Origin of the sequence: Delftia acidovorans SPH-1, from assembly GCF_000018665.1 — a bacterium.
Classification (GTDB): domain Bacteria; phylum Pseudomonadota; class Gammaproteobacteria; order Burkholderiales; family Burkholderiaceae_C; genus Comamonas; species Comamonas acidovorans.
In genome coordinates this window covers 5,042,037-5,062,746 of the sequence record NC_010002.1, presented here as the reverse complement: position 1 = coordinate 5,062,746, position 20,710 = coordinate 5,042,037, and the positions used below count along the sequence as shown (strand labels likewise).

Genomic DNA, 20,710 nt, shown 5'->3' with positions numbered 1-20,710 from the left:
TCAAAGCGCCTGCACCAGGCAGGCCGCGCCTATGCCGCCCGCCCCTGCAATGGCGGCCAGGCCCAGAGCCGGTCTGTGGGCTGCTGGCGTGCGGTGCAGGTCTGAGAGCATGCGCACCAGCGCAACCGCGCCCGATGCGCCTATGGGATGGCCGCGCGCCAGGCCACCGCCGCCGGTGTTGAGCTGCTGCAGCGGCAGGCCCAGGGTTTCGGCAAAGGCCAGGGCCTGCACGGCGAAGGCATCGTGCAGCTCCACAGCCTGGAGCTCTGGCGCAGTCAGGCAAGGCCGCTGCAGCGCTGCGGCTGCACGCTCCAGCACCTGCTGGGCCGCCAGTGCGGCGGCGACCAGTGGTGTTTCAGGCGCATGGCCCAGCGAGGCACTGGCAATCCATCGGGCGCGTGGCTGCAGGCCCAGGCGTGCGCAAGCCTGCGGCGTGGCCAGCAGCACCAGGGCGGCACCATCGGCCTTGGGCGAGATGGCGGGTGTGCTCAGTGCATGGCGCTGGCGTGCATGGGCGTCAACGGCGCCAGCCGCTTCGGCCACCACGGGCATGCGGGCAACGCGGGCCGGGTTCAAGGCGCGCGGATAGGCGTCGTGGTCCAGCCCCGCCATGGGCACGATCTCTTGGGCCAGCCGGTCGCGGTGCGCGAGCGCCAGCGCGTGGCTGTGGATGGCATGGGCCTCCTGAACGGCGCGGGTGATGCCATGGGCCAGCGCGTGGTCGGCGGCCGATTGCAGCAGGTCCGGGTCGCGTGCGGGGTCGGGAGCGAAGGCGGGGCGGTCATAGGTGACGGGCAACTCGTCTGCATGGCGCGGGCGTGTCTGGCGGATGGGGGCACGGCTCCAGGCCTCGGCACCACCGGCCACCACAATGCTGGCCTGGCCCGACATCAGCAGGCCTGCAGCCAGGGCCACGCTGTCCAGGCCCGAGCAGCATTGGGTGTCCACGCTGTGGGCCGCGCAGCGCTCGGGCAAGCCTGCCGCCAGGGCCAGCATGCGGGCCGGGTTGCCGCCTGCGCCCAGGGCGTTGCCTAAGACCACGGCATCCACGGCCCGGGCAGGCAGGCCGGCCCGGGCCAGCAGGGCCTGGAGCACGGGCGCGCCCAGTTCGTGCGCCGCAAGCTCGCGCAGCGCACCGCCCACGGGGGCGACGGGGCTGCGCGCCCAGGCCAGGATGACGGGGGCGTCTTGCGGGTTCATGGCAGGGTCAGCAGCGCGGGTTCGCCGGGCAGTGGCTGGCCAGTGTCCGTGTCCGTGTCCGTGGCGGTGGCAGTGGCCGCCAGCGCGCGCGCCAGCCGGCCATGGTCGGTCTTGCCGCTGGCGGTCTGCGGCCAGTCGGTGCAGCTCCACCATTGGCGCGGCAGCTTGTAGCTTTCCAGCCGCTCGCGCAGCCAGGCCGCCAGCGCCTGTGCGGAGCCTGCGGGCGCGGCGCCGTGCCATTGCACGACGGCGTGCACCTGCATGCCGCGCAGCGCGTCGGGCAGGCCCTGGATGGAGACCTGGGCCACGCCCGGGTGCGCGGCCAGCAGGGTCTCGACTTCCTCGGGGAACAGGTTCTTGCCTTGGGTGACGAGCATGCGGCTCTGGCGTCCGGCCAGGCACAGCTGGCCGCCGGCATCGATATGGCCCATGTCGCGCACGGACAGCCATTCGCCATCGCGCAGCGCGGCCGTGCCATCGCGCGCCTCGCCCACATAGTCCATGAACAGCATGGGGCTGCGCATGTAGATCAGGCCGTCCTCGCCCGGCTGCAGGGGCTGGTCGCCGGGCTGCTGCGTGGCGGGGCGGATCTGCAACTGCACATTGCTGAAGGGCCGGCCCACGGCCTGGGGCGGGGCCTGTTCGTCGGCCTCCATCCAGGCGATGAAGCTCGCTTCCGAGGCGCCGTAGAACTCGATGATGCGTGCGCGCGGAAACAGCGCGCGCAGGGCCAGGGTCTGGGCGCGCATCCAGCGCGCGCCGCTGATCATGATCAGCTCCACCTCGGGGATGGGCGCCAGTGCGCGGTGTGCGGCCCACTGCAGCATCAGCAGCAATTGGCTGGGCACGGCGACCAGGCAGGGGGCTTCGCCGCGCGCCAGCGAGGCCAGGCAGCGCGCCGCCGAGAACCGCTCCTGCACCACGGCGCCTTCGCCGCACCACAGGCCCTGCATCACGCCGAACAGGAACAGCGAATGCGAGATGCGCCCGGGCGCCATGGTGCGCTGCGCGGCCACGGCGCCGAAGTCCTCGAGGCAGACGCGAAAGCTCTCTGTCCACGAACGGTGGTGGCGCATGAAGCCCTTGGGCAGCCCGGTGCTGCCCGAGGTGAAGCCGGTGTAGAAGGCGCCGGTGGCGGTGGCCTCGGCCAGCGGGCTGGGCGCGGTGGGAAGCCAGCCTTCGATGCGCTGGCGCACGGCCTCGGGCCAATCAGGGTCGGCCACGGCGGCGCAGCGGCCGCTGTGCAGGATGGCGAGGAATTCGACGATGGCATCCACGGTGCTGGCGCTGCCGCCCGTGTCCAGCAGCAGCATCTCTGGCGCCTGGCCGGCCACCAGCGCGGCCGAGCGCTGCAGCACGGCGGCATGCAGCGCGGCAAAGCTCCATTGGCCCGCCTCGCTTTGCAGCGCCAGCGCATCGGGGCGCTGCCGGGCCCAATGCTCCAGCGGGCCATGGACCAGGGTCCACGGGTGCTGCAGCGGCGCGGCCAGCGGGTGGGGCGCGAGTGGCTCAACCATGCTGGCGGCCTCCGAACGGCCAGTCCGGCATGCCGCGCGCCACCGTGTGCACCACCAGGGCGCACAGCACGCACTTGATCAGATCGCCGGGCACGAACAGCAAGGTGGCCATGAAGGCCTGCGACAGGCTGAGCTTGGCCATCAGCATGAGGCCCAGCACGCCAAAGGCATGCAGGGCCACCAGCCCGCCCAGCGCCGAGGCTGCAAAGGCGCTGAACGCCGCGCGCCGGGGCGCGCCCTGGGGCAGCGCACGCATGACCAGGCCGGCAATGCAGGCCGCCAGCGGGTAGCCCAGCAGGTAGCCGGCCGAGGGCGCCATGAAGACAGCAATGCCGCCGCGCCCGCCCGACAGCAGGGGCAGGCCCACGGCCACGGCCGCGAGGAACAGCAGCATGGACTGCATGCCGCGCCAGGGGCCGAGCATCACGCCAGCCAGCATCACGCCCAGCGACTGGATGGTGATGGGCACGCCCAGCGGCAGGTCGATCTTGGGAATCAGGCCCATGACCGCCATCAGCGCCGCAAACAGCGAGACCTGGGCCATGGAGCGCGCGGAGGCGCGTGAGACGGTGGAGGGGGCGGTCATGGACGGTTCTCGGAAGGTTCTCGCGAGGCTCTTGCGTATGGATCGGTCGGGAAATGGGGCAGGGCAGGCCTCAGCGGCCCAGGCGCGCCCACAGCGCATCGGACACGCGGCGAGTGGCCTGCAGCATGTGGATGGTCAGCGGCGCAATCAGGCGCAGGCCGCCGGCGCGGCCCGTGCGCAGCCGGTGGGCATCGTCCATGCGCTTCCACTGCACAAAGAAATGCTCTGTGAAACGCAGCATCAATGCCAGTTGCAGGGCCACCTGTTCGGGGGAGATGCCGATGCGCTCCAGCGGCACCAGCAGCCGCTCCAGCACATCGACCAGATCGCTGGGGCGTGTGCTCACGGTCAGCGCCATGCCCAGCGTGGAGGCGCAGACCAGGCGCAGCGCGCTGGCGGCGGCCAGGGCGTAGTGCTGCATCCACACATGGAAGGCGGCGACCAGCAGGGCGGCCACGGTGACCGACAGCATGAGCCGCCGTGCGCCCTCGGTGGCGCGGCCCAGCGACAGCCACAGCAGCCCGCAGGCGGCGCCGGCCAGGGCCAGCAGCCACGGTGAATCGATGAGGAACAGGCCCGTTCCCAGCAGCGCCATGAGCAGCAGCTTGCGGCCCGCGCTCCAGGCATGGAGCCAGCTTGTGTATTCGCTGTAGAGGCTTCCCATGGCGGCCGGCTCCTGCGTCAGTCCTGCGCTTGCAGCCGGCGTGCCACGTCGGCTTCATAGGCTGCGCAGACCCCGTGGCCGGGGCCGTCTGCGCGCACTTTGCCGCGCTCCAGCCAGAGCACGCGGCCAAAGCTGCGCACGTGGTCCAGCACATGGGTGGAGACCAGCACCTGCTGCTCGGCAGCCGCGATGTCCCGGGCCAGCCGCGCCTGGCCCGGCAGGTCCAGGCTGGCGAAGGGCTCGTCCAGCAGCAGCACGCGCGGCGCGGCAATGAGCAGGGCCAGCCAGCACACCTGCTGGCGCTGGCCCTGGCTGAGCCCGGCCACGGCGCGCGGTGCCCAGTCGGCCAGGCCGCGGCTGGCCAGCAGGGCACGGGCGCGTTCCGTGGCCTCGCGCCGCGAGATGCCCGAAGGGCGCAGACCCAGGGCCAGCTCTTCCTCCACGGTGGGGAAGATGATCTGGTCGTCGGGGTTCTGGAACATCAGCCCGACCTGGCCCGGGCGCTGTGCACGGGCCTCGTGCAGTTCGGTGCCGTCCAGCAGCACGCGCCCGGCCTCGGGCGCATCCAGTCCGCACAGCAGACGGAACAGGCTGGTCTTGCCGGCGCCGTTGTCGCCGATGAGGCCCACGCGCGGCTCGTCCAGCCGCAGGTCGAGGCCGTCAAAGACTGTTGTGATGCCGCGCCGCAGGCGCACGGCTTCCACGCGCAGGCTGGCGGTGCTGGCAGGACGGTCGGCAGTTCGGGAGGATTCGGGCATGGCAAAGGAAAGCGGGCACTTACCTGTAATGCACGCAACCGCAAGGGATCTTGCCGTTGTACAGGCCTGTCGGGGGCGGATTCTAGCAATGCCGTCCAGGCCGTACATCAAGGCTTGAAAGACGGCAATCGATATAAGCACCGTATTTTTTATTCTTTTGTTTGAACAACGTTTTGCAACACACTCGTTAGAACACTAATGACGGCAGATCCTGGGGATTCGCCTGTGCTTGGCGACGACGCAAGACAACGCATGCCCATCGGCTTGCAACTGCGTCCAACTCCTCAGCACAGGGCCCGGAAATTGCGCGCCATTGCCTGGAGATGGCGGTGCAAAGGCTGCCGTTGCCGATCCCAGGACCGTTTTCACTGCCGAACCGAGACTCCATGACCGTCCAGACCGCCCATTTGGCCCCGGAAAACGCGCTGATCCGCCTGCGCGACCTGCAAAAGAAATTTGTAACAGCCGATGGCAAGCACTTCGATGCCGTGCGTTCGGTATCACTGGACATTGGCCAGGGCACGGTCTTCGGCCTGATCGGCAAGAGTGGTGCGGGCAAGTCCACGCTGCTGCGCCTGATCAACCTTCTGGAGCGTCCCGACAGCGGCGAGGTGGTGGTGGCAGGCCAGCGCCTGACCGACCTGGGCCGCCGCGCGCTGCGCGAGGCGCGCCAGAACATCGGCATGATCTTTCAGCAGTTCAACCTGCTGCAGAACGCCACCGTGTTCGAGAACGTGGCCTTTCCGCTGCGCATCCACGGTGGCCATTCGCGTGCCCAGATCGAGCAGCGCGTGCGCGAGTGCCTGGACATCGTGGGCCTGACCGACAAGGCGGCCAGCCATCCTGCCCAGCTGTCGGGCGGCCAGAAGCAGCGCGTGGCGATTGCGCGCGCCCTGGCGCCGCGCCCGCAGGTGCTGCTGTGCGACGAGCCCACCTCGGCGCTGGACAGCGAGACCACGCGCTCCATCCTGGCCACGCTGGCCGACATCAACAGCCGCCTGGGCGTGACCATCGTCATCGTCACGCACGAGCTGGCCGTGGTCGATGCGCTGTGCAGCGAGGTGGCCATCATCGAGCAGGGCCAGGTGGCCGAACGCTTCACGCTGCCCGCCCTGCCGCAGGGCCGTGCCTACGAGGCGCCGCAGCGCGCCACGCTGCTGGGCAGCGAACTCGAGGCCCTGCGCGTGGAGCGTGCCGACAAGGCCCTGCGCGAGCGCGGCGCCACCCGCCCCGTGGTGCTGCGCGCCGTGGGTGGCTTCGAGCACTGACGGGCCTTCGCCCGTTCCCGCTTTTCGCCCGGTCCCGTTTTCCTCTTCTTTTCGATTCCGCATTCCCATGTCTGAAAACATCGTCGAAATCCTGCCCGAGCTGTGGCTGGCCATGGGCCAGACCCTTTTGATGCTGGGCATCGGCCTGTCGGCCGCCGTGCTCATTGGCGGCCCGCTGGGCGTGCTGCTGTTCCTGCTGGGCCCCGGCCAGTCGCTGGACAACCGCCCGGCCTTCGCCGTGCTGAACTGGACGGTCAACACCGTGCGGTCCTTCCCCTTCATCATCTTGCTGGTCGCGCTGGTGCCCTTCACGCGCTGGCTGGCTGGCACCTCCATCGGCCCGCTGGCTGCGGCCGTGCCGCTGTCCGTGGCGGCCATCCCGTACCTGGCACGCCTGGTGGACCAGTGCCTGCGCGATGTGCCGCGCGGCGTGATCGAGGCCGCGCACGCCATGGGCGCCTCGGAACTGCAGATCGTCTGGCGCGTGCTCATCGTCGAGGCGCGCTCGGGCCTGGTGCTGGCGCTGACTGTGCTGGCCGTGAGCTTTCTGTCGTACTCGGCCATTGCCGGCGTGGTGGGCGGCGGCGGCATTGGCGATCTGGCCATCCGCTACGGCTACTACCGCTTCCAGACCGATGTGATGGTGCTCACCGTGACCATCCTCGTGGCCATGGTCCAGGTCATCCAGTTCGTGGGCAACACGGCGGCCCGCCGCCTGGACAAGCGCGGCTGAGCGCGCTGTCCGGACCCGCTTTCTTCTTTCTTCCCGCTCCCTCCCAAAAAAAGGATTCCGACATGACCGCATCCCTTTCCTTCGTGCGCCGCCATCTGCTGGCCTCGGCCGCCGCCCTTGCCGCCGTCAGCGTGCTGGCGCTGCCCGCCCACGCCCAGGCCGACAAGAAGCAGCTGGTGATCGGCGGCACGGCAGGCTCCAACATCGACCAGCTCAAGCAGGGCATCGTGCCGCTGCTGCAAAAGAAGGGCTACCAGGTCAAGCTGGTCGAGTTCAACGACTACGTGCAGCCCAACCTGGCGCTGGCCCAGGGCTCGCTGGATGCCAACTTCTTCCAGCACCGTGTCTACCTGCAGAAGTTCGCGGCCGACCAGAAGCTGGATCTGGTGGAGCTGGTGCAAGGCCCCATTGCCCCCCTGGGCGTGTATTCCAAGACCCGCAAGACCCTGGCCGAGGCCAAGGAAGGCGACCGCGTGACCCTGCCCAACGACCCGAGCAACCTGGCGCGTGCGCTGGTGCTGCTGGAGCAGGCCGGGCTGATCAAGGCCAAGCCCGGCATCGATCCGCTGCGCGTGTCCGAAAAGGACCTGGCCGAGAACCCGCGCAAGCTCAAGTTCATCCCGCTGGAAGCCGCACAGCTGCCGCGTTCGCTGGGCGACACCGAGTACGCCATCATCAACGGCAACTTCGCCATCTCCTCGGGCCTGAAGCTGACCGAGGCCGTCTCGCTGGAAAAGACCCCCGACCACTACCTGAACGTGGTGGCCATCAAGAAGAAGGACCAGGGCACGGCATGGGCCAAGGACCTGGCCGAGGTCTACCGCTCCGCCGAATTCAAGGCCGTGGTGGACAGCAAGTTCCAGGGCTACGCCAAGCCCTCTTTCCTACAGTGAGCCCGCTGAAGGCGGCCACATAATGGCTGCTTGCGGGAGGTGCCCCTCCCGCCTCTTTCCCGCCCGTTTTTCGCCACTTCCTCCAGGAGCAATGCATGAGCCAGATCAAGGTCGCTGTCATCGTGGGCAGCCTGCGCAAGGATTCCTTCAACCGCAAATTCGCCGACGCCATTGCGCGCCTGGCGCCCGAAGGCCTGGTCTTCGAGCAGGTCGCCATCGACAACCTGCCCCTGTACAACCAGGACCATGACGGCAACGAGGTGGACGTGGTCAAGCAGTTCCGCGCCCAGATCCAGTCGGCCCAGGCCGTGCTGTTCCTGACGCCCGAGTACAACCGCTCGATTCCCGGCGTGCTCAAGAATGCGCTGGACCAGGGCTCGCGCCCCTACGGCAAGAGTGTCTGGGCCGGCAAGCCCGCTGCCGTGGCCGGCGTCTCCGTGGGGGCCATCGGCACGGCGCTCGCACAGCAGCATCTGCGCAATGTGCTGGCCTACCTCGACATGCCGACGCTGGCCCAGCCCGAAATCTTCATCCAGGCCAAGGACGGCCTGTTTGCCGAAGACGGCTCCATCGGCGCCGGCAGCCGCGATTTCGTGAACGGCTTTGTGCAGAAGTTCGCTGCCTGGGCGCGCAAGCACCAGTGAGCGGTGCGGCAAGGCCGCTCAAGAGACAAAAAAGGCCCGGCAATGCCGGGCTTTTGCGTTGCAGCTCCTGTGAGCGCAGAGGTCAGGAAGCGTCAGAAGCGTCAGGAAGCGGGAGACGGGTTGGCAATCGCCGCGGCAGGGCGCGCGGCGGACGATGCCTTCTCGCGCGCCTGGGCCTGGTCGATGGCGTCGATGATCACCACGCCGGTCGACTTGACACCGGGCGCCGAAAAGCCGGCACCGGGCGTCACGCCGGGATGGGCCAGCAGCTTGCGCGTCATTTCCTGGTTCAGCTGCTGCTGGCTGGGCTTGGCAGGGGTGGGCGTGGCGGCGGGCTGCTCGGGCTCCTCGGGCGCAGGTGCCTCGTCGGTGTTGCGCACATAGCTGCGGTACACGCGCGAATTGAGCTGCTCCTGGTCCTGCTCGCGCTGGTACTGCATGAACTGGTAGACGCCGATGCCCAGCACGGTAATGGCCAGCAGGGACACGGCAATCACCGTGATCACCAGGTTTTCATCGGACGGCGGGCGGACATGGACATGGACAGGGCCGCGGGGCCGGGCATGGGGACGGTGGCTTGTGGCTGGCATGGATGGAAGGCAGTGAATGCAATAAGGCTGCCTGGATATCGGCAGGTCCGCCGTCTTTCTGAAATACAGACGGTTCGTGTCGGACAAAGCCGCGAATAGGGCGGTGATGGTTCAGCCTACCAGCTTCGTGTGTCTGCGAAAGCCCATCGCGCATTGCTTTTTTCAAAGGAGGTCCAGAGGCGGATACCTCTTTTATTCGCCACAGTCCATTGGGAGCATTCCGGACGGCCCGGCACGGCCGCTGTCGTGCCTCTCCAAAAGCAAAAGCGCCTGGGCCGAAACCCAGGCGCTTGTCCATTCATTGAGCATGCAGCCCCTGCGGGCTGCAATGGCCATCAGGCGGCGATGGCCGCTTCCTGATTGGCGGCAGCCGCTGCACGCACGATGTCGCTGCGGGCCGATTCCAGGGCCTTGGCCTTGGACTCATCGCCCATGGCCACGCCTTCTGCGCGCACGATGCTCACATCGGTGATGCCCAGGAAGCCGAACACCGTCTTCAGATAGCTTTCCTGGTGCTCCAGGGCCTGGCCCATTTCGCTGGTGGAGTACACACCGCCGCGCGTAGAGGCCACGATGACCTTCTTGCCCTTGGCCAGGCCTTCGGGGCCGGCTGCGGTGTAGCGGAAGGTGCGGCCGCCCTGGGCGATGCGGTCGATCCAGGCCTTGAGCTGGCTGGAGATGGTGAAGTTGTAGAACGGAGCGCCAACCACGACCACATCGGCCGCCAGGAACTGGCTCACCAGGGCTTCGGAGATGGCGTTCTGTGCGCGCTCGGCTTCCGTCGTGGCGGCCTGGCCGGTGCGAAAGCCCATGGACACCGCGTTCAGATGGTCGGGGGCGTTCACGGCCAGATCCAGGTATTCGACCTTGGCGCCGGGGTTGGCGGCCACCAGGGCAGCCACGGTCTGGGCGGTCAGCTGGCGGGACACCGAAGCGGCGCCGGTGATGGAAGAGTCGATGTGCAGAACTTGCATGAAAAAGCTCCTGAGATGTCGGTTGGGATCGCGGTTGGGATCGGCCACTCGGGAAAGCTTGTAGGGCCGACGATGGGATCAATTGTGAATTTGGACAGAGTCTTTGATAAGCCGCCGAAATTGCGATAGATTGTCCTGAATTTGCGGTCAATGAGCACAGGGGAGGGACGCGCGACATGATGGATCTCAACGACATGCTGTACTTCGCCGAGGTGGTGGAGCGCGGCGGCTTTGCCTCTGCCGGGCGGGCGCTGGGCATACCCAAGTCGCGGCTGTCGCGGCGCGTGGCGGAGCTGGAGGCCCGGCTGGGCGTGCGCCTGCTGCAGCGCACCACGCGCAAGCTCTCGCTGACCCAGGTGGGCGAGGCCTATCTGCGCCATTGCCAGGCCATGCGCGATGCGGCCCTGGCCGCCGCCGACACCGTGGCCGAGGTGCAGACCGAGCCGCGCGGCACCATCCGCGTGAGCTGCCCCGTGACCCTGGCCCAGACCGTGCTGGGCGAACTCATGCCCCAGTTCCTGCAGCGCTGCCCGCTGGTGCATGTGGAGATGCAGGTGACCAACCGGCCCGTGAACCTGGTGGAGGAGGGCATCGACGTGGCGCTGCGCGTGCGCCCCAGTCTGGAGGACAGCGGCTCCATGGTCGTCAAGCGGCTGGATGTGGCGCGCCAGATCCTCGTGGCCAGCCCGGAGCTGCTGGAGCGCCAGGGCACGCCGCGTGCACTGGCCGACCTGCAGCACCTGGACAGCATGTCCATGTCGGCGGTGGATGGCCAGTCCAGCCTGCTGCTGGTCGGCCCCGAAGGCCGCGAGCAACGCCTGCAGCTGCAGCCGCGCTATGTGGTGGATGACCTGCTGACGCTGAAATTCGCAGCGCTGGCCGGCAGCGGCATGTGCTGGCTGCCCGACTACATGTGCCACGAGGAACTGGCCGAAGGCCGGCTCGTGCACCTGCTGCCGGGCTGGGAGCCGCCCCAGGGCATCGTGCACGCGGTCTTCCCCTCGCGGCGCGGCCTGGCGCCGGCCGTGCGGCATTTCCTTGATTTCCTCGGCGAGACCGTGCCGGGGCGCAACAGCCATGCCACGCGCGAGCCGGCGGCACGCTAGGGTTGGGTTGCACCTCGCCAAGCCATAAGAAAACAACAAAACGTTCGTTGGGATAGTTGGCGGTGTTCTCCACAATCGGGGCCCATGTCCAGCAATGGACAGTCCAGGAGAACCCATGAATCCCCACCGCATCATCATCGTGCCCGGCTGGCGCAACTCCGGTCCTGACCACTGGCAAAGCCTGTGGGCGCAGCAGCTGCCGCATGCCGAGCGCGTGGAGCAGGACGACTGGCTGGTGCCCCACCGCGATCCCTGGGTGGCCGCGCTGGAGCAACTGGTGCTGTCCCGGCCCGAGCCGGTGGTGCTGGCCGCCCACAGCCTGGGCTGCATCACGGCCGCGCACCTGGGTCCCGAGGCCAGTGCGCGCGTGCGCGGTGCGCTGCTGGTGGCGCCGGCCGATCCCGAGCGCCGTGCCCAACTGGCCGACTTTGCGCCCGTGCCCTATGCGCCGCTGCCGTACCGCAGCGTGCTGGTGGCCAGCAGCAACGACCCCTACTGTCCGATCCGCCGGGCGGGTGCCTATGCGCGGGCCTGGGGAAGCGAGTTCGTGCGGCTGCAGAACGCGGGGCACATCAATGTCGAATCAGGCTTTGGCGACTGGCCCCTGGGCCTGGCGCTGCTGCAGTCGCTGATGCAGGGCGACAGCTGGCAGCCGGCGCAGCCCCGGCCTGCCGTGCGTTCGCCGCGCTCGCCACGTGTGGCGGCTGCGCATGCCTCCGTCTCTGCGGGCACTGGCGCTGGCGCGCCATGGGCTGCCGGCCTGTGATGGGCCGGCGGGGGATTCGCGGGCAGGGCGGTTCTTTATATGGTGACAAGCCATTAACAAACAAAAATATATTCTTTTGAGTTTTAAGTCAGCGTTCGCACAATGTGACTGTCTGTGAATACACCGCAGAGATGTCCACTAATAAAAGGCAGCGAACCATGCATTCTTTGAAGCTCAAGACTTTGTTGGCCACCCTGGCGCTGGCCGCCGCGGGAACGGTATCGGCGCAGAACCAGCTGCTCAACGTTTCCTACGACGTGGCACGCGAGTTCTACAAGGACTACAACGCCGCCTTCGTCGCCCACTACAAGAAGACCAAGGGCGTGGACATCAAGGTGGACCAGTCGCACGGTGGCTCCAGCGCCCAGGCGCGTGCCGTCAACGACGGCCTGGCCGCCGACGTGGTGACCTTCAACACCACCACCGACGTGCAGTTCCTGGCCGACAGCGGCGTGGTCGCCAAGGACTGGGCCAAGAAATTCCCCAATGACGCCTCGCCCACCACATCGACCATGCTGTTCCTGGTGCGCAACGGCAATCCCAAGAACATCAAGGACTGGAGCGACCTGATCCGTCCCGACGTGAAGGTCGTGGTGGTCAATCCCAAGACCGGCGGCAATGGCCGCTACGCCTACCTGGCGGCCTGGGGTTCGGTGCGCGAGAAGGGCGGCACCGACGCGCAGGCGGCCGAGTTCGTGCAGCAGCTCTACAAGAACGTGCCCGTGCTGGGCAAGGGCGGCCGCGACGCGACCAGCATCTTCCTGCAGCGCAATATCGGCGACGTGCTGATCACGTTCGAATCCGAAGTGGTCTCCGTGGACCGCGAATTCGGCAAGGGCAAGGTCGATGCCGTCCATCCCTCGGTGTCCATCGTGGCCGAGAACCCCGTGGCCGTGGTCGAGCGCACCGTGGCCAAGAAGGGTACGGGCCAGCTGGCGCACGACTACCTGGCCTGGCTGTACTCCGACGAAGCCCAGGAAATCGCCGCACAGCACGCGCTGCGCCCCCGCTCCGAGGCCGTGCTCAAGAAGCATGCCGATGTGTTCAAGCCCATCAAGCAGTTCACCGTGGCCAAGTATTTCGGCTCGCTGTCCGAAGCCCAGAAGGTGCACTTCAACGACGGCGGACAGTTCGACAAGATCTACGTCCCCGGCAAGTAAGCACGCAAACAGGCATGAAGGCGGCGCAGTCCGCCTGAGGCCCCCCTCCCCACATTGGCTGATTTGGAATCCAACATGGTGTCTGCCGTTCCGACCAGCCCAAGGCCTGGCGCCGACGCTCCTGTGCCCGCACCGTCCGGTGCGGCGCGCAAAGGGCGCGGCGCCAAGCGCGTTTTGCCCGGCTTCGGGCTGACCTTGGGCTATACGCTGTTTTATCTGAGCCTGATCGTGCTGATCCCGTTGTCGGCACTGCTGTTCAAGACCTTCTCGCTCACCTGGCCCCAGTTCTGGGAGGCCGTGGCCTCGCCGCGCGTGCTGGCCTCGTACCGGCTGACGTTTGGCGCCTCGTTTGCGGCGGCCTGCGTGAACCTGGTGTTCGGCCTGCTGATCGCCTGGGTGCTGGTGCGCTACAAGTTTCCGGGCAAGAAGATCGTCGATGCCCTGGTGGACCTGCCCTTTGCCCTGCCCACGGCCGTGGCCGGCATTTCGCTGACCGCCTTGCTGGCCGGCAATGGCTGGGTGGGCCAGTACCTGGAGCCCTACGGCATCCAGCTGGCCTTCAACCCGAACGGCGTGGTCATTGCGCTGATCTTCATCGGCCTGCCCTTTGTCGTGCGCACGGTGCAGCCGGTGCTGGAAGACTCCGAAAAGGAGCTGGAAGAGGCGGCCACCAGCCTGGGCGCCTCGCGCTGGCAGATCTTCTACAAGGTGATCCTGCCGGCCATCACGCCCGCGCTGCTCACGGGCTTTGCCATGGCGTTTGCACGCGCCATCGGCGAGTACGGATCGGTCATCTTCATCGCGGGCAACATGCCCATGATTTCCGAGATCACACCGCTGATCATCATCGGCAAGCTGGAGCAATACGACTACGCAGGCGCCACGGCCGTGGCCGTGGTGATGCTGCTGTTCTCCTTCGTGATGCTGCTGGTCATCAACGCGCTGCAGGCATGGCAGCGCAAGCATTCGGGAGGGGCTTGAGATGGCGTTGTCTCCACAGGAAGCATTGCTTCTCAAGATCATTGGCGCGGTGCTGGTCGCCGTGCTGGTGCTGTACAGGCTCACCGCGCCCCCGAAGGGCCGGCGCGAAAAGCTCACCACCACCGAGCCGCGCGCCGTGCGCTGGATTCTCACGGGCATTGCGCTGATCTTCATCGGCCTGTTCCTCGTGCTGCCACTGGCGGCCGTGTTCACCGAGGCGCTGCGCAAGGGCTGGGACGCCTATGTCGCCGGCCTGCAGGAGCCCGATGCCTGGTCGGCCATCAAGCTGACCCTGATCACGGCGCTGATCGCCGTGCCGGTGAACCTGGTGTTCGGCGTGGCGGCGGCCTGGTGCATCGCCAAGTTCGAGTTCCGGGGCAAGGCCTTTCTGATCACCCTGATCGACCTGCCGTTCTCGATCTCGCCCGTGGTGGCGGGCCTGATGTACGTGCTGGTGTTCGGTGCCCATGGCTGGTTCGGCCCCTGGCTGGCCGAGCATGACATCAAGATCATCTTCGCCGTGCCCGGCATCGTGCTGGCCACCATCTTCGTGACCTTCCCCTTCATCGCCCGCGAGCTGATCCCGCTGATGCAGGCGCAGGGCAGCGACGAGGAGCAGGCCGCCATCGTGCTGGGTGCCACGGGCTGGCAGACCTTCTGGAAGGTCACCTTGCCCAACATCAAGTGGGGCCTGCTGTACGGCGTGATTTTGTGCAATGCGCGTGCCATGGGCGAGTTCGGCGCGGTGTCGGTGGTCTCGGGCCACATCCGCGGCCAGACCAACACCATTCCGCTGCATGTGGAGATCCTCTACAACGAGTACCAGTCCGTTGCCGCCTTCGCTGCCGCCTCGCTGCTGGCCCTGCTGGCGCTGGTGACCCTGGTCATCAAGTCGGTGGCCGAGTGGCGTGCCGAGCAGCAGGCCAAGGCCGCTGCCGACCTGCCTCCCGAGCGCCCCACGGCGGCATCCCTGGCTTCCCAGGCATCCCAGGTGCCGCAGGTGTCCTGAACCTCGGCCCCGACCAGACAAAAGCAAGAGCAAGACCATGAGCATTGAAATACGCAACGTCAGCAAGCAGTTCGGCGATTTCCAGGCCCTTCGCGATGTGAGCCTGGACATCCAGTCCGGCGAACTCATCGCACTGCTCGGCCCCTCGGGCTGCGGCAAGACCACGCTGCTGCGCATCATCGCGGGCCTGGAGACGCCCGACGTCGGCAGCATCCACTTCAGCGGCGAAGACACCACCGATGTCCATGTGCGCGAGCGCAACGTGGGCTTCGTGTTCCAGCACTACGCGCTGTTCCGCCACATGACCGTGTTCGAGAACGTGGCCTTCGGCCTGCGCGTGAAGCCGCGCAGCCAGCGCCCCAGCGAGGCCCAGATCCGCGAGAAGGTCATGAGCCTGCTCAAGCTGGTGCAGCTGGACTGGATTGCCGAACGCTTCCCGTCCCAGCTGTCGGGCGGCCAGCGCCAGCGCATTGCCCTGGCCCGCGCCCTGGCGGTGGAGCCCAAGGTGCTGCTGCTCGACGAGCCCTTCGGCGCGCTGGATGCCAAGGTGCGCAAGGAGTTGCGCCGCTGGCTGCGCCGCCTGCATGACGAGCTGCATGTGACCTCCATCTTCGTGACCCACGACCAGGAGGAGGCACTGGAAGTGGCCGACCGCGTGGTCGTCATCAACCAGGGCCGCATCGAGCAGGAGGGCACGCCCCAGCAGGTCTGGGACAACCCGGCCACGCCCTTCGTCTACGGCTTCCTGGGCGATGTCAACCTGTTCAAGGGCCGCGCCAGCGATGGCCGTGTCTACCTGGACGACGGCACTCAGCTGGACAGCCACGACGCCAAGGGCGCCAGCGACAGCAAGGCCTTCGCCTATGTGCGCCCGCACGATCTGGAGGTGGAGCGCTACTCGCCCGGCCAGAACCTGGACGTCCAGGGACGGCCCACGGGCATCGTCGTGCAGCTGTCCCGCGCCATCGTCGTGGGGCCCATTGCGCGCCTGGAACTTATTCCATCGGAGAGCACCGAAAGCACGGACAATGCCGAAGAGGGTGGCCTGATCGAGGCGCAGATTCCTGCGCAGCAGTTCAGGGACATGGCCCTGCGCGAGGGGGAAACCCTGGTGGTGACACCGCGCCGTGCCAAGGTGTTTCTGGACGAGGCGGCTGGCATCTGACGGCGCGGCAACGGCTTCCTGCACCCGCTGAACAGGGCTGCAGCGCCGGGCCGGCGCCGCAGCCCTGATTTCATTCAACCGGGTGACGAAAGACAAGAATGCTTCAATGGTTTGACAACGCTCCGCGCCGCATCCTGGCGCTCATCAGCCTGGCCTGCGTGGCCATGCTGGCCTTCGGCATGTATCTGCAGCATGTGGTCGGGCTGGAGCCCTGCCCGATGTGCATCGTGCAGCGCTATGCATTGATCGGCGTGGCCCTCTTCACGGGCCTGGGCAGTGTGCGCGGCGGTCGCGGCTGGCTGATCAGCTGGGGCGTGCTGGCGCTGGTGGCTGCAGGCTTTGGCGCCTTCGTCGCCGCGCGCCAGAGCTGGCTGCAGTGGTATCCGCCCGAGTTCGCCACCTGCGGGCGCGACTTCTACGGAATGATCGAGAACTACTCCATCAGCCGTGCCGTGCCCATGATCTTCCGTGGCTCGGGCGACTGCGCCGCCGTGGACTGGAGCTTCCTGGGCGGCTCCATCGCCAACTGGTCCTTCATCTGCTTCGCCATCATGAGCGTGGCAGTGCTGGTGTTGCTGGTGCGCGGCGCTGCCCGCAGGCGCTGAGCCCTAGGCTGAGGCTTGCGCCAGTCGCCGCTGCAGCGACTGGGACATGGTGCTCAGAATCAGCCAGCAGGACGTGGCGCCCGCGTCCAGCACGCCAATGGAGCGCGGCCCCAGCCGGGCCGAGCGCCCGATGCGGGCCTGCAGGTGGCGCGTGGATTCCTTGCCCGCCTCGGCCGCGGCCTCCATGGCCTGCAGCGCCTCGCGGAAACCGGCGCCGGCCTGCAGCGATTGCCGGTAGGCCTGCAGGGCCGGGGCCAGCGTGTCGATGAGGGTCTTGTCGCCCACCTGGGCCTTGCCCATCTCCTGCACATCGGCGACGGCCCGCGCCAGGGCCTGGCCGAACAGGGCGGCATCCATCTCCTGCTCCGGCCCAAGAACATCGGCGAAGCCTTGGAAGAAGCTGCCGTACAGCGGGCCCATGGAGCCGCCGATATCGTCCATCAACGCCTGGGACAGCTGCTGAAGCGCCGCAGGCAGCTGCGCTGCCTGGCTGGCGTCCATGGCATCGAGCCGTGCGCCGCAGCCGGAAAAGCCCTTGGCCATGTTGATGCCGTGATCGCCATCGCCGATCAGGCCGTCGATCTCGCTCAGGAACTCCCGGTGGCCGACGATGGCCGTGATCAGCTCGCGCACGATGCTGCCCGCGCCATCAAGTGCGAGGGCCGGCCCTTGGCTGGTGCGCCTTGCGGCTTTGGGGCGGGCGGTTTGTGCCTGTTCCTGCGCCTGTGCCGGCGTCCTTGCCGGAACAGAGGGCGGTGTTGGAATGGCATCCTGCGGCTGGGGCGGCAGCCCGCCGGCCAGGGTCAGGGCGACTGACTGGCAGGGTGCCTTGAGGCAGGCCAGCAGCTCGTCGTCCAGCTGCATCAGCGTGAGCGTGATGCCCATCATCTCCAGCGAGGTGAAGAGATTGCCCACCAGCCGGAAGGCCACCTGAATGCCGCGTTCTTGCAGGCGCCGGGCGACCTCGCCATAGAGGATGTACTGCTCCATCAGCGGCGTGGCGCCCAGGCCGGACAGCAGCACGGCCACGCGGTCGCCCGGGGCGAAGGGCAGGTCGGGCAGCAGGGTGTCCAGCATGCGCTCGGCCATATCGGCCGCCGTGGCCGTGCGGTGCACGGACATGCCGGGCTCGCCATGGTGGCCTATGCCCACCTCCATGCTGCCGCGCTCGATATGGAAGTTGGCCTTGCCCACGGCGGGAATGGTGCATGCCGACAGGCCGATGCCGATGCTGCGCGTGCGGGCCATGGCGTGCCGGGCGAGGGCGATGACTTCGTCGAGGCTGGCGCCCATGGCCGCCCGGGCGCCCGCCACCTTCCACATCAGGATCTCGCCGGCCACGCCGCGGCGGCTGGCCTCGTCGCCCCGCGCGGCTGAAGGGACGTCGTCGTTGGCCACCACGGTCCTGACCGCCATGCCTTCGGCCGCGGCCATCTGCACGGCCATGGCCACGTTCATGTTGTCGCCCGCGTAGTTGCCATACAGACAGGCCACGCCGGCGCCGCCATCGGCCGCGCGCATGGCGTCGTAGAAGCTTCTGGCCGTGGGGGAAGAGAAGACCTCGCCCACGGCGGCGGCGTCGCACAGGCCTGCGCCCACATAGCCCAGAAAGGCCGGTTCGTGGCCCGACCCGCCGCCCGTCACGATGCCCACCTTGCCCCTGCGTGGCGCGCCATGCAGGCGCACGACGCGGGCATTGCCGGCGTCGATGCGCAGGGTGTCGCCATGGGCGGCGATCCATCCCTGGAGCATGTCCTCCACCACCCGGTCGGGGTCGTTGATCACGCGGTTGGTCGTCATGCCGTTGTCTCCTCCAGGTGCGGTCCCGGCGGGTGTGCCGAAACTGTTCATATGATCATTAAGTGGTCATTTTTGATTTGTTGAAATTGGCGTGTCAATGCCTCTTGGCTATTCAATAGCCAAGGGAAAACGATAGGATTTGATGAATTTTGTAGAAAATTCAACAGGTTACGCATTCATCTTGCCGATCCGCATAGCTATCGTTATTTGACAACCGCTCTCCGATTGAGAAGACTCTCAAAAAACATTGATCAAATGATCATGTGATGGTCTTTTGTAATGAAGGGGATGCCATGAAGCTGGCCATCGGCTGCGACGAAGCCGCCTGCGACCTCAAGAACGCCGTGAAGCAGCATCTGCTGGCCCAGGGCCACGAAGTGGCCGACTTCGGCACGCACGACGGCGAGCCGGTGCTCTACCCCGACATCGGCATCGCGGTGGCGCAGGCCATCGTCCAGGGCCGCCATGAGCGCGGCGTTCTCCTGTGCGGCACGGGCATAGGCATGGCCATTGCCGCCAACAAGGTGGCGGGCATCCGCGCCGCGCAGGCCCATGACACCTATTCGGCCGAGCGCGCCAGCCGCAGCAACGACGCGCAGATCATCACGCTGGGCTCGCGCGTGATCGGGGTGGAGCTGGCCAAGGCCATCGTGGACCGCTTCCTCGCATCGCGCTTCGATGGCGGCAGCTCGGCCCTGAAGGTGGATGCCATCACCGGCTTTGAACGCTCGCAGGCCGCCGCGGCCGGGCGCGGGCAGGGCGCGTGACCATGGGCACCCGTACCGATACCGGCACCGCACTGCTGCAGGCGCGCGGCGTGGCCAAGAGCTTCGGCGGCGTGCCTGCGCTGCGCAACGGCTGCCTTGAGCTGCAGGCGGGCAGCGTGCACGCGCTGTGCGGCGGCAATGGCGCAGGCAAGTCCACCTTCCTGAACATCGTGATGGGCCTGTTGCGGCGCGATGCCGGCGAGATACTGCTCAAGGGCCGGCCGGTGGATTTCGCCACGCCGCACGAGGCGCTGGCGCACCGCCTGTCCATCATCACGCAGGAGCTGTCGCCCATCCCGGGCATGAGCGTGGCCGAGAACATCTTCCTGGGCCGCGAGCCCCGGCGCGCCGGCGTGGTGGTCCGCCATGCCGCGCTGCTGGAGCAGGCGGATGCGCTGCTCAGGCAGCTGGGCTTCGATATCGATCCGCGTGCGCAGATGGGCCGCCTGAGCCTGGCGCAGACCCAGCTGGTGGAGATTGCCAAGGCCCTGAGCCGGCAAAGCGAGCTGATCATCATGGACGAGCCCACCTCGGCCATCGGCGAAAGCGAGACCGCCATCCTCTTCGACGCGATACGCCGCGTGACCGCGCAGGGCGCCGGCATCCTCTATGTGTCGCACCGCCTGACGGAGATCTTCACCATTGCCGACAGCTACACGGTGTTGCGCGATGGCGGCTTCGTGCAGACCGGCGCGCTGGCCGATATCGACCGGCGCCAGCTCGTGAAGCTCATCGTGGGCCGGGAAGTCCGCGCTGCCGCCAGCGAGCGCAGGGCTGCGGCGCCGGGCGAGCCGCTGCTGTCGGTGCAGGGGCTCACGCGCCGGGGCGAGTTCGAGGACATCAGTCTGGACGTCGCCCCCGGCGAGGTGCTGGGCATCTACGGACTGATGGGATCGGGCCGTAGCGAATTCCTCAACTGCCTGTACGGCCTCACGCGCGCCGACCAGGGGCAGGCGAGCCTGGGCGGACGGCCCCTGCCGCGCGGCAATCCGGCGGCGTCGATCAAGGCGGGCCTGGCCCTGGTGACCGAGGACCGCAAGGCCACGGGGCTGGTGATGAGCTCCTCGGTGCGCTTCAACACCAGCTTGCCCGCACTGCCGGGCCTGCAGCGCGCCGGGGTGGTGGATGGCGCGGCAGAGCGCGTGCTGGTGGGCGGCCTGCTGCAGCGCCTGCGCGTGAAGCTGGCCAGCCCGGCCATGCCGGTCTCGGGCCTGAGCGGCGGCAACCAGCAGAAGGTGGTGCTGGCCCGCTGCATGGCCACCAACCCCGTCTGCCTGCTGTGCGACGAGCCCACGCGCGGCATCGACGAAGGCGCCAAGCGCGAGGTGTACGCCTTCCTGGCCTCGCTGGCCGCGCAGGGCCATGCCGTGGTGGTGGTGTCCTCCGAGGCGCCGGAACTGCTGGAGCTGAGCGACCGCATTGCCATCTTCCGCAAAGGCCGGCTTGACCGCGTGGTGGCCGGCCACGGCATCACGCAGGAGGCGCTGATGCACCTCGCGTCCTGAGCCCGGACGATGCCCGTGC

General features: G+C 67.7%; 21 protein-coding genes. 13 read left to right on the top strand and 8 right to left on the bottom strand.

What is annotated here, in order from left to right:
* From DACI_RS23155 to DACI_RS23135, 5 genes are all read right to left on the bottom strand, one after another.
* Complete coding sequence (locus tag DACI_RS23155; RefSeq protein ID WP_012206402.1) at positions 1-1,200, bottom strand: thiolase family protein; 1,200 nt, start codon at positions 1,198-1,200, stop codon at positions 1-3.
* Positions 1,197-2,717, bottom strand: coding sequence for an AMP-binding protein (locus DACI_RS23150; protein WP_012206401.1), 1,521 nt, complete (start codon positions 2,715-2,717; stop codon positions 1,197-1,199). Before DACI_RS23150 ends, DACI_RS23155 begins: the two co-directional genes overlap by 4 nt.
* Positions 2,710-3,303 carry a biotin transporter BioY gene (locus DACI_RS23145; protein WP_012206400.1) on the bottom strand — a complete coding sequence of 198 codons (594 nt, stop codon included), beginning with the start codon at positions 3,301-3,303 and terminating at the stop codon, positions 2,710-2,712. Before DACI_RS23145 ends, DACI_RS23150 begins: the two co-directional genes overlap by 8 nt.
* A gap of 70 nt (positions 3,304-3,373) precedes the next feature.
* Positions 3,374-3,967, bottom strand: coding sequence for an energy-coupling factor transporter transmembrane component T family protein (locus DACI_RS23140; RefSeq protein ID WP_012206399.1), 594 nt, complete (start codon positions 3,965-3,967; stop codon positions 3,374-3,376).
* 17 nt (positions 3,968-3,984) lie between these two features.
* Positions 3,985-4,725 carry an energy-coupling factor ABC transporter ATP-binding protein gene (locus DACI_RS23135; RefSeq protein ID WP_043782343.1) on the bottom strand — a complete coding sequence of 247 codons (741 nt, stop codon included), beginning with the start codon at positions 4,723-4,725 and terminating at the stop codon, positions 3,985-3,987.
* Between the two features lie 386 nt (positions 4,726-5,111).
* On the opposite strand from DACI_RS23135, the gene DACI_RS23130 reads away from it, so the two are divergent.
* From DACI_RS23130 to DACI_RS23115, 4 genes are all read left to right on the top strand, one after another.
* On the top strand, positions 5,112-5,993 hold the full coding sequence (locus DACI_RS23130) for a methionine ABC transporter ATP-binding protein (RefSeq protein WP_012206397.1): 882 nt from the start codon (positions 5,112-5,114) through the stop codon (positions 5,991-5,993).
* Positions 5,994-6,060: 67 nt separating this feature from the next.
* Positions 6,061-6,726 carry a methionine ABC transporter permease gene (locus tag DACI_RS23125; RefSeq protein ID WP_012206396.1) on the top strand — a complete coding sequence of 222 codons (666 nt, stop codon included), beginning with the start codon at positions 6,061-6,063 and terminating at the stop codon, positions 6,724-6,726.
* A gap of 62 nt (positions 6,727-6,788) precedes the next feature.
* The gene (locus DACI_RS23120; protein WP_012206395.1) at positions 6,789-7,619 is read left to right on the top strand and encodes a MetQ/NlpA family ABC transporter substrate-binding protein; all 831 of its coding nucleotides are present in this window, start codon (positions 6,789-6,791) and stop codon (positions 7,617-7,619) included.
* Positions 7,620-7,714: 95 nt separating this feature from the next.
* A complete protein-coding gene (locus tag DACI_RS23115) occupies positions 7,715-8,263 on the top strand; it encodes an NADPH-dependent FMN reductase (RefSeq protein ID WP_012206394.1) in 549 nt (182 codons plus the stop codon).
* A 101-nt stretch (positions 8,264-8,364) separates the two neighbouring features.
* Here the strand turns inward: DACI_RS23115 and DACI_RS23110 are convergent, their stop codons facing one another.
* Positions 8,365-8,853 (bottom strand): hypothetical protein, encoded by a 489-nt coding sequence (locus DACI_RS23110; protein ID WP_012206393.1) that lies wholly within the window; start codon positions 8,851-8,853, stop codon positions 8,365-8,367.
* A gap of 335 nt (positions 8,854-9,188) precedes the next feature.
* Positions 9,189-9,827: an FMN-dependent NADH-azoreductase gene (locus tag DACI_RS23105; RefSeq protein WP_012206392.1), complete on the bottom strand. Its 639-nt coding sequence runs from the start codon at positions 9,825-9,827 to the stop codon at positions 9,189-9,191.
* 176 nt (positions 9,828-10,003) lie between these two features.
* Here DACI_RS23105 and DACI_RS23100 point away from each other — a divergent pair, with 176 nt between their 5' ends.
* The 7 genes from DACI_RS23100 to DACI_RS23070 all read left to right on the top strand — a co-directional run bounded on the left by DACI_RS23100 (position 10,004) and on the right by DACI_RS23070 (position 16,619).
* Complete coding sequence (locus tag DACI_RS23100; RefSeq protein WP_012206391.1) at positions 10,004-10,933, top strand: LysR family transcriptional regulator; 930 nt, start codon at positions 10,004-10,006, stop codon at positions 10,931-10,933.
* A 115-nt stretch (positions 10,934-11,048) separates the two neighbouring features.
* Entirely contained in the window at positions 11,049-11,699 is a 651-nt protein-coding gene (locus tag DACI_RS23095; protein WP_012206390.1) for an RBBP9/YdeN family alpha/beta hydrolase, read from the top strand.
* Between the two features lie 158 nt (positions 11,700-11,857).
* Positions 11,858-12,859, top strand: coding sequence for a sulfate ABC transporter substrate-binding protein (locus DACI_RS23090; RefSeq protein WP_013801695.1), 1,002 nt, complete (start codon positions 11,858-11,860; stop codon positions 12,857-12,859).
* 75 nt (positions 12,860-12,934) lie between these two features.
* Positions 12,935-13,840, top strand: coding sequence for a sulfate ABC transporter permease subunit CysT (cysT, locus tag DACI_RS23085; protein ID WP_013801696.1), 906 nt, complete (start codon positions 12,935-12,937; stop codon positions 13,838-13,840).
* Between the two features lies 1 nt (position 13,841).
* Positions 13,842-14,849, top strand: a complete 1,008-nt coding sequence (gene cysW, locus DACI_RS23080; RefSeq protein WP_012206387.1) for a sulfate ABC transporter permease subunit CysW — start codon at positions 13,842-13,844, stop codon at positions 14,847-14,849.
* 37 nt (positions 14,850-14,886) lie between these two features.
* Positions 14,887-16,014: a sulfate/molybdate ABC transporter ATP-binding protein gene (locus tag DACI_RS23075; protein ID WP_012206386.1), complete on the top strand. Its 1,128-nt coding sequence runs from the start codon at positions 14,887-14,889 to the stop codon at positions 16,012-16,014.
* A 98-nt stretch (positions 16,015-16,112) separates the two neighbouring features.
* Positions 16,113-16,619, top strand: coding sequence for a disulfide bond formation protein B (locus DACI_RS23070; protein WP_012206385.1), 507 nt, complete (start codon positions 16,113-16,115; stop codon positions 16,617-16,619).
* 3 nt (positions 16,620-16,622) lie between these two features.
* On the opposite strand, the gene dhaL is transcribed toward DACI_RS23070, so the two are convergent.
* A complete protein-coding gene (dhaL, locus tag DACI_RS23065; RefSeq protein ID WP_012206384.1) occupies positions 16,623-18,419 on the bottom strand; it encodes a dihydroxyacetone kinase subunit DhaL in 1,797 nt (598 codons plus the stop codon).
* Positions 18,420-18,712: 293 nt separating this feature from the next.
* Here dhaL and rpiB point away from each other — a divergent pair, with 293 nt between their 5' ends.
* Together rpiB and DACI_RS23055 are read left to right on the top strand one after the other, a co-directional pair.
* Complete coding sequence (gene rpiB / locus DACI_RS23060) at positions 18,713-19,186, top strand: ribose 5-phosphate isomerase B (protein ID WP_012206383.1); 474 nt, start codon at positions 18,713-18,715, stop codon at positions 19,184-19,186.
* A gap of 2 nt (positions 19,187-19,188) precedes the next feature.
* Entirely contained in the window at positions 19,189-20,691 is a 1,503-nt protein-coding gene (locus tag DACI_RS23055) for a sugar ABC transporter ATP-binding protein (RefSeq protein WP_012206382.1), read from the top strand.
* Positions 20,692-20,710: the final 19 nt, after the last annotated feature.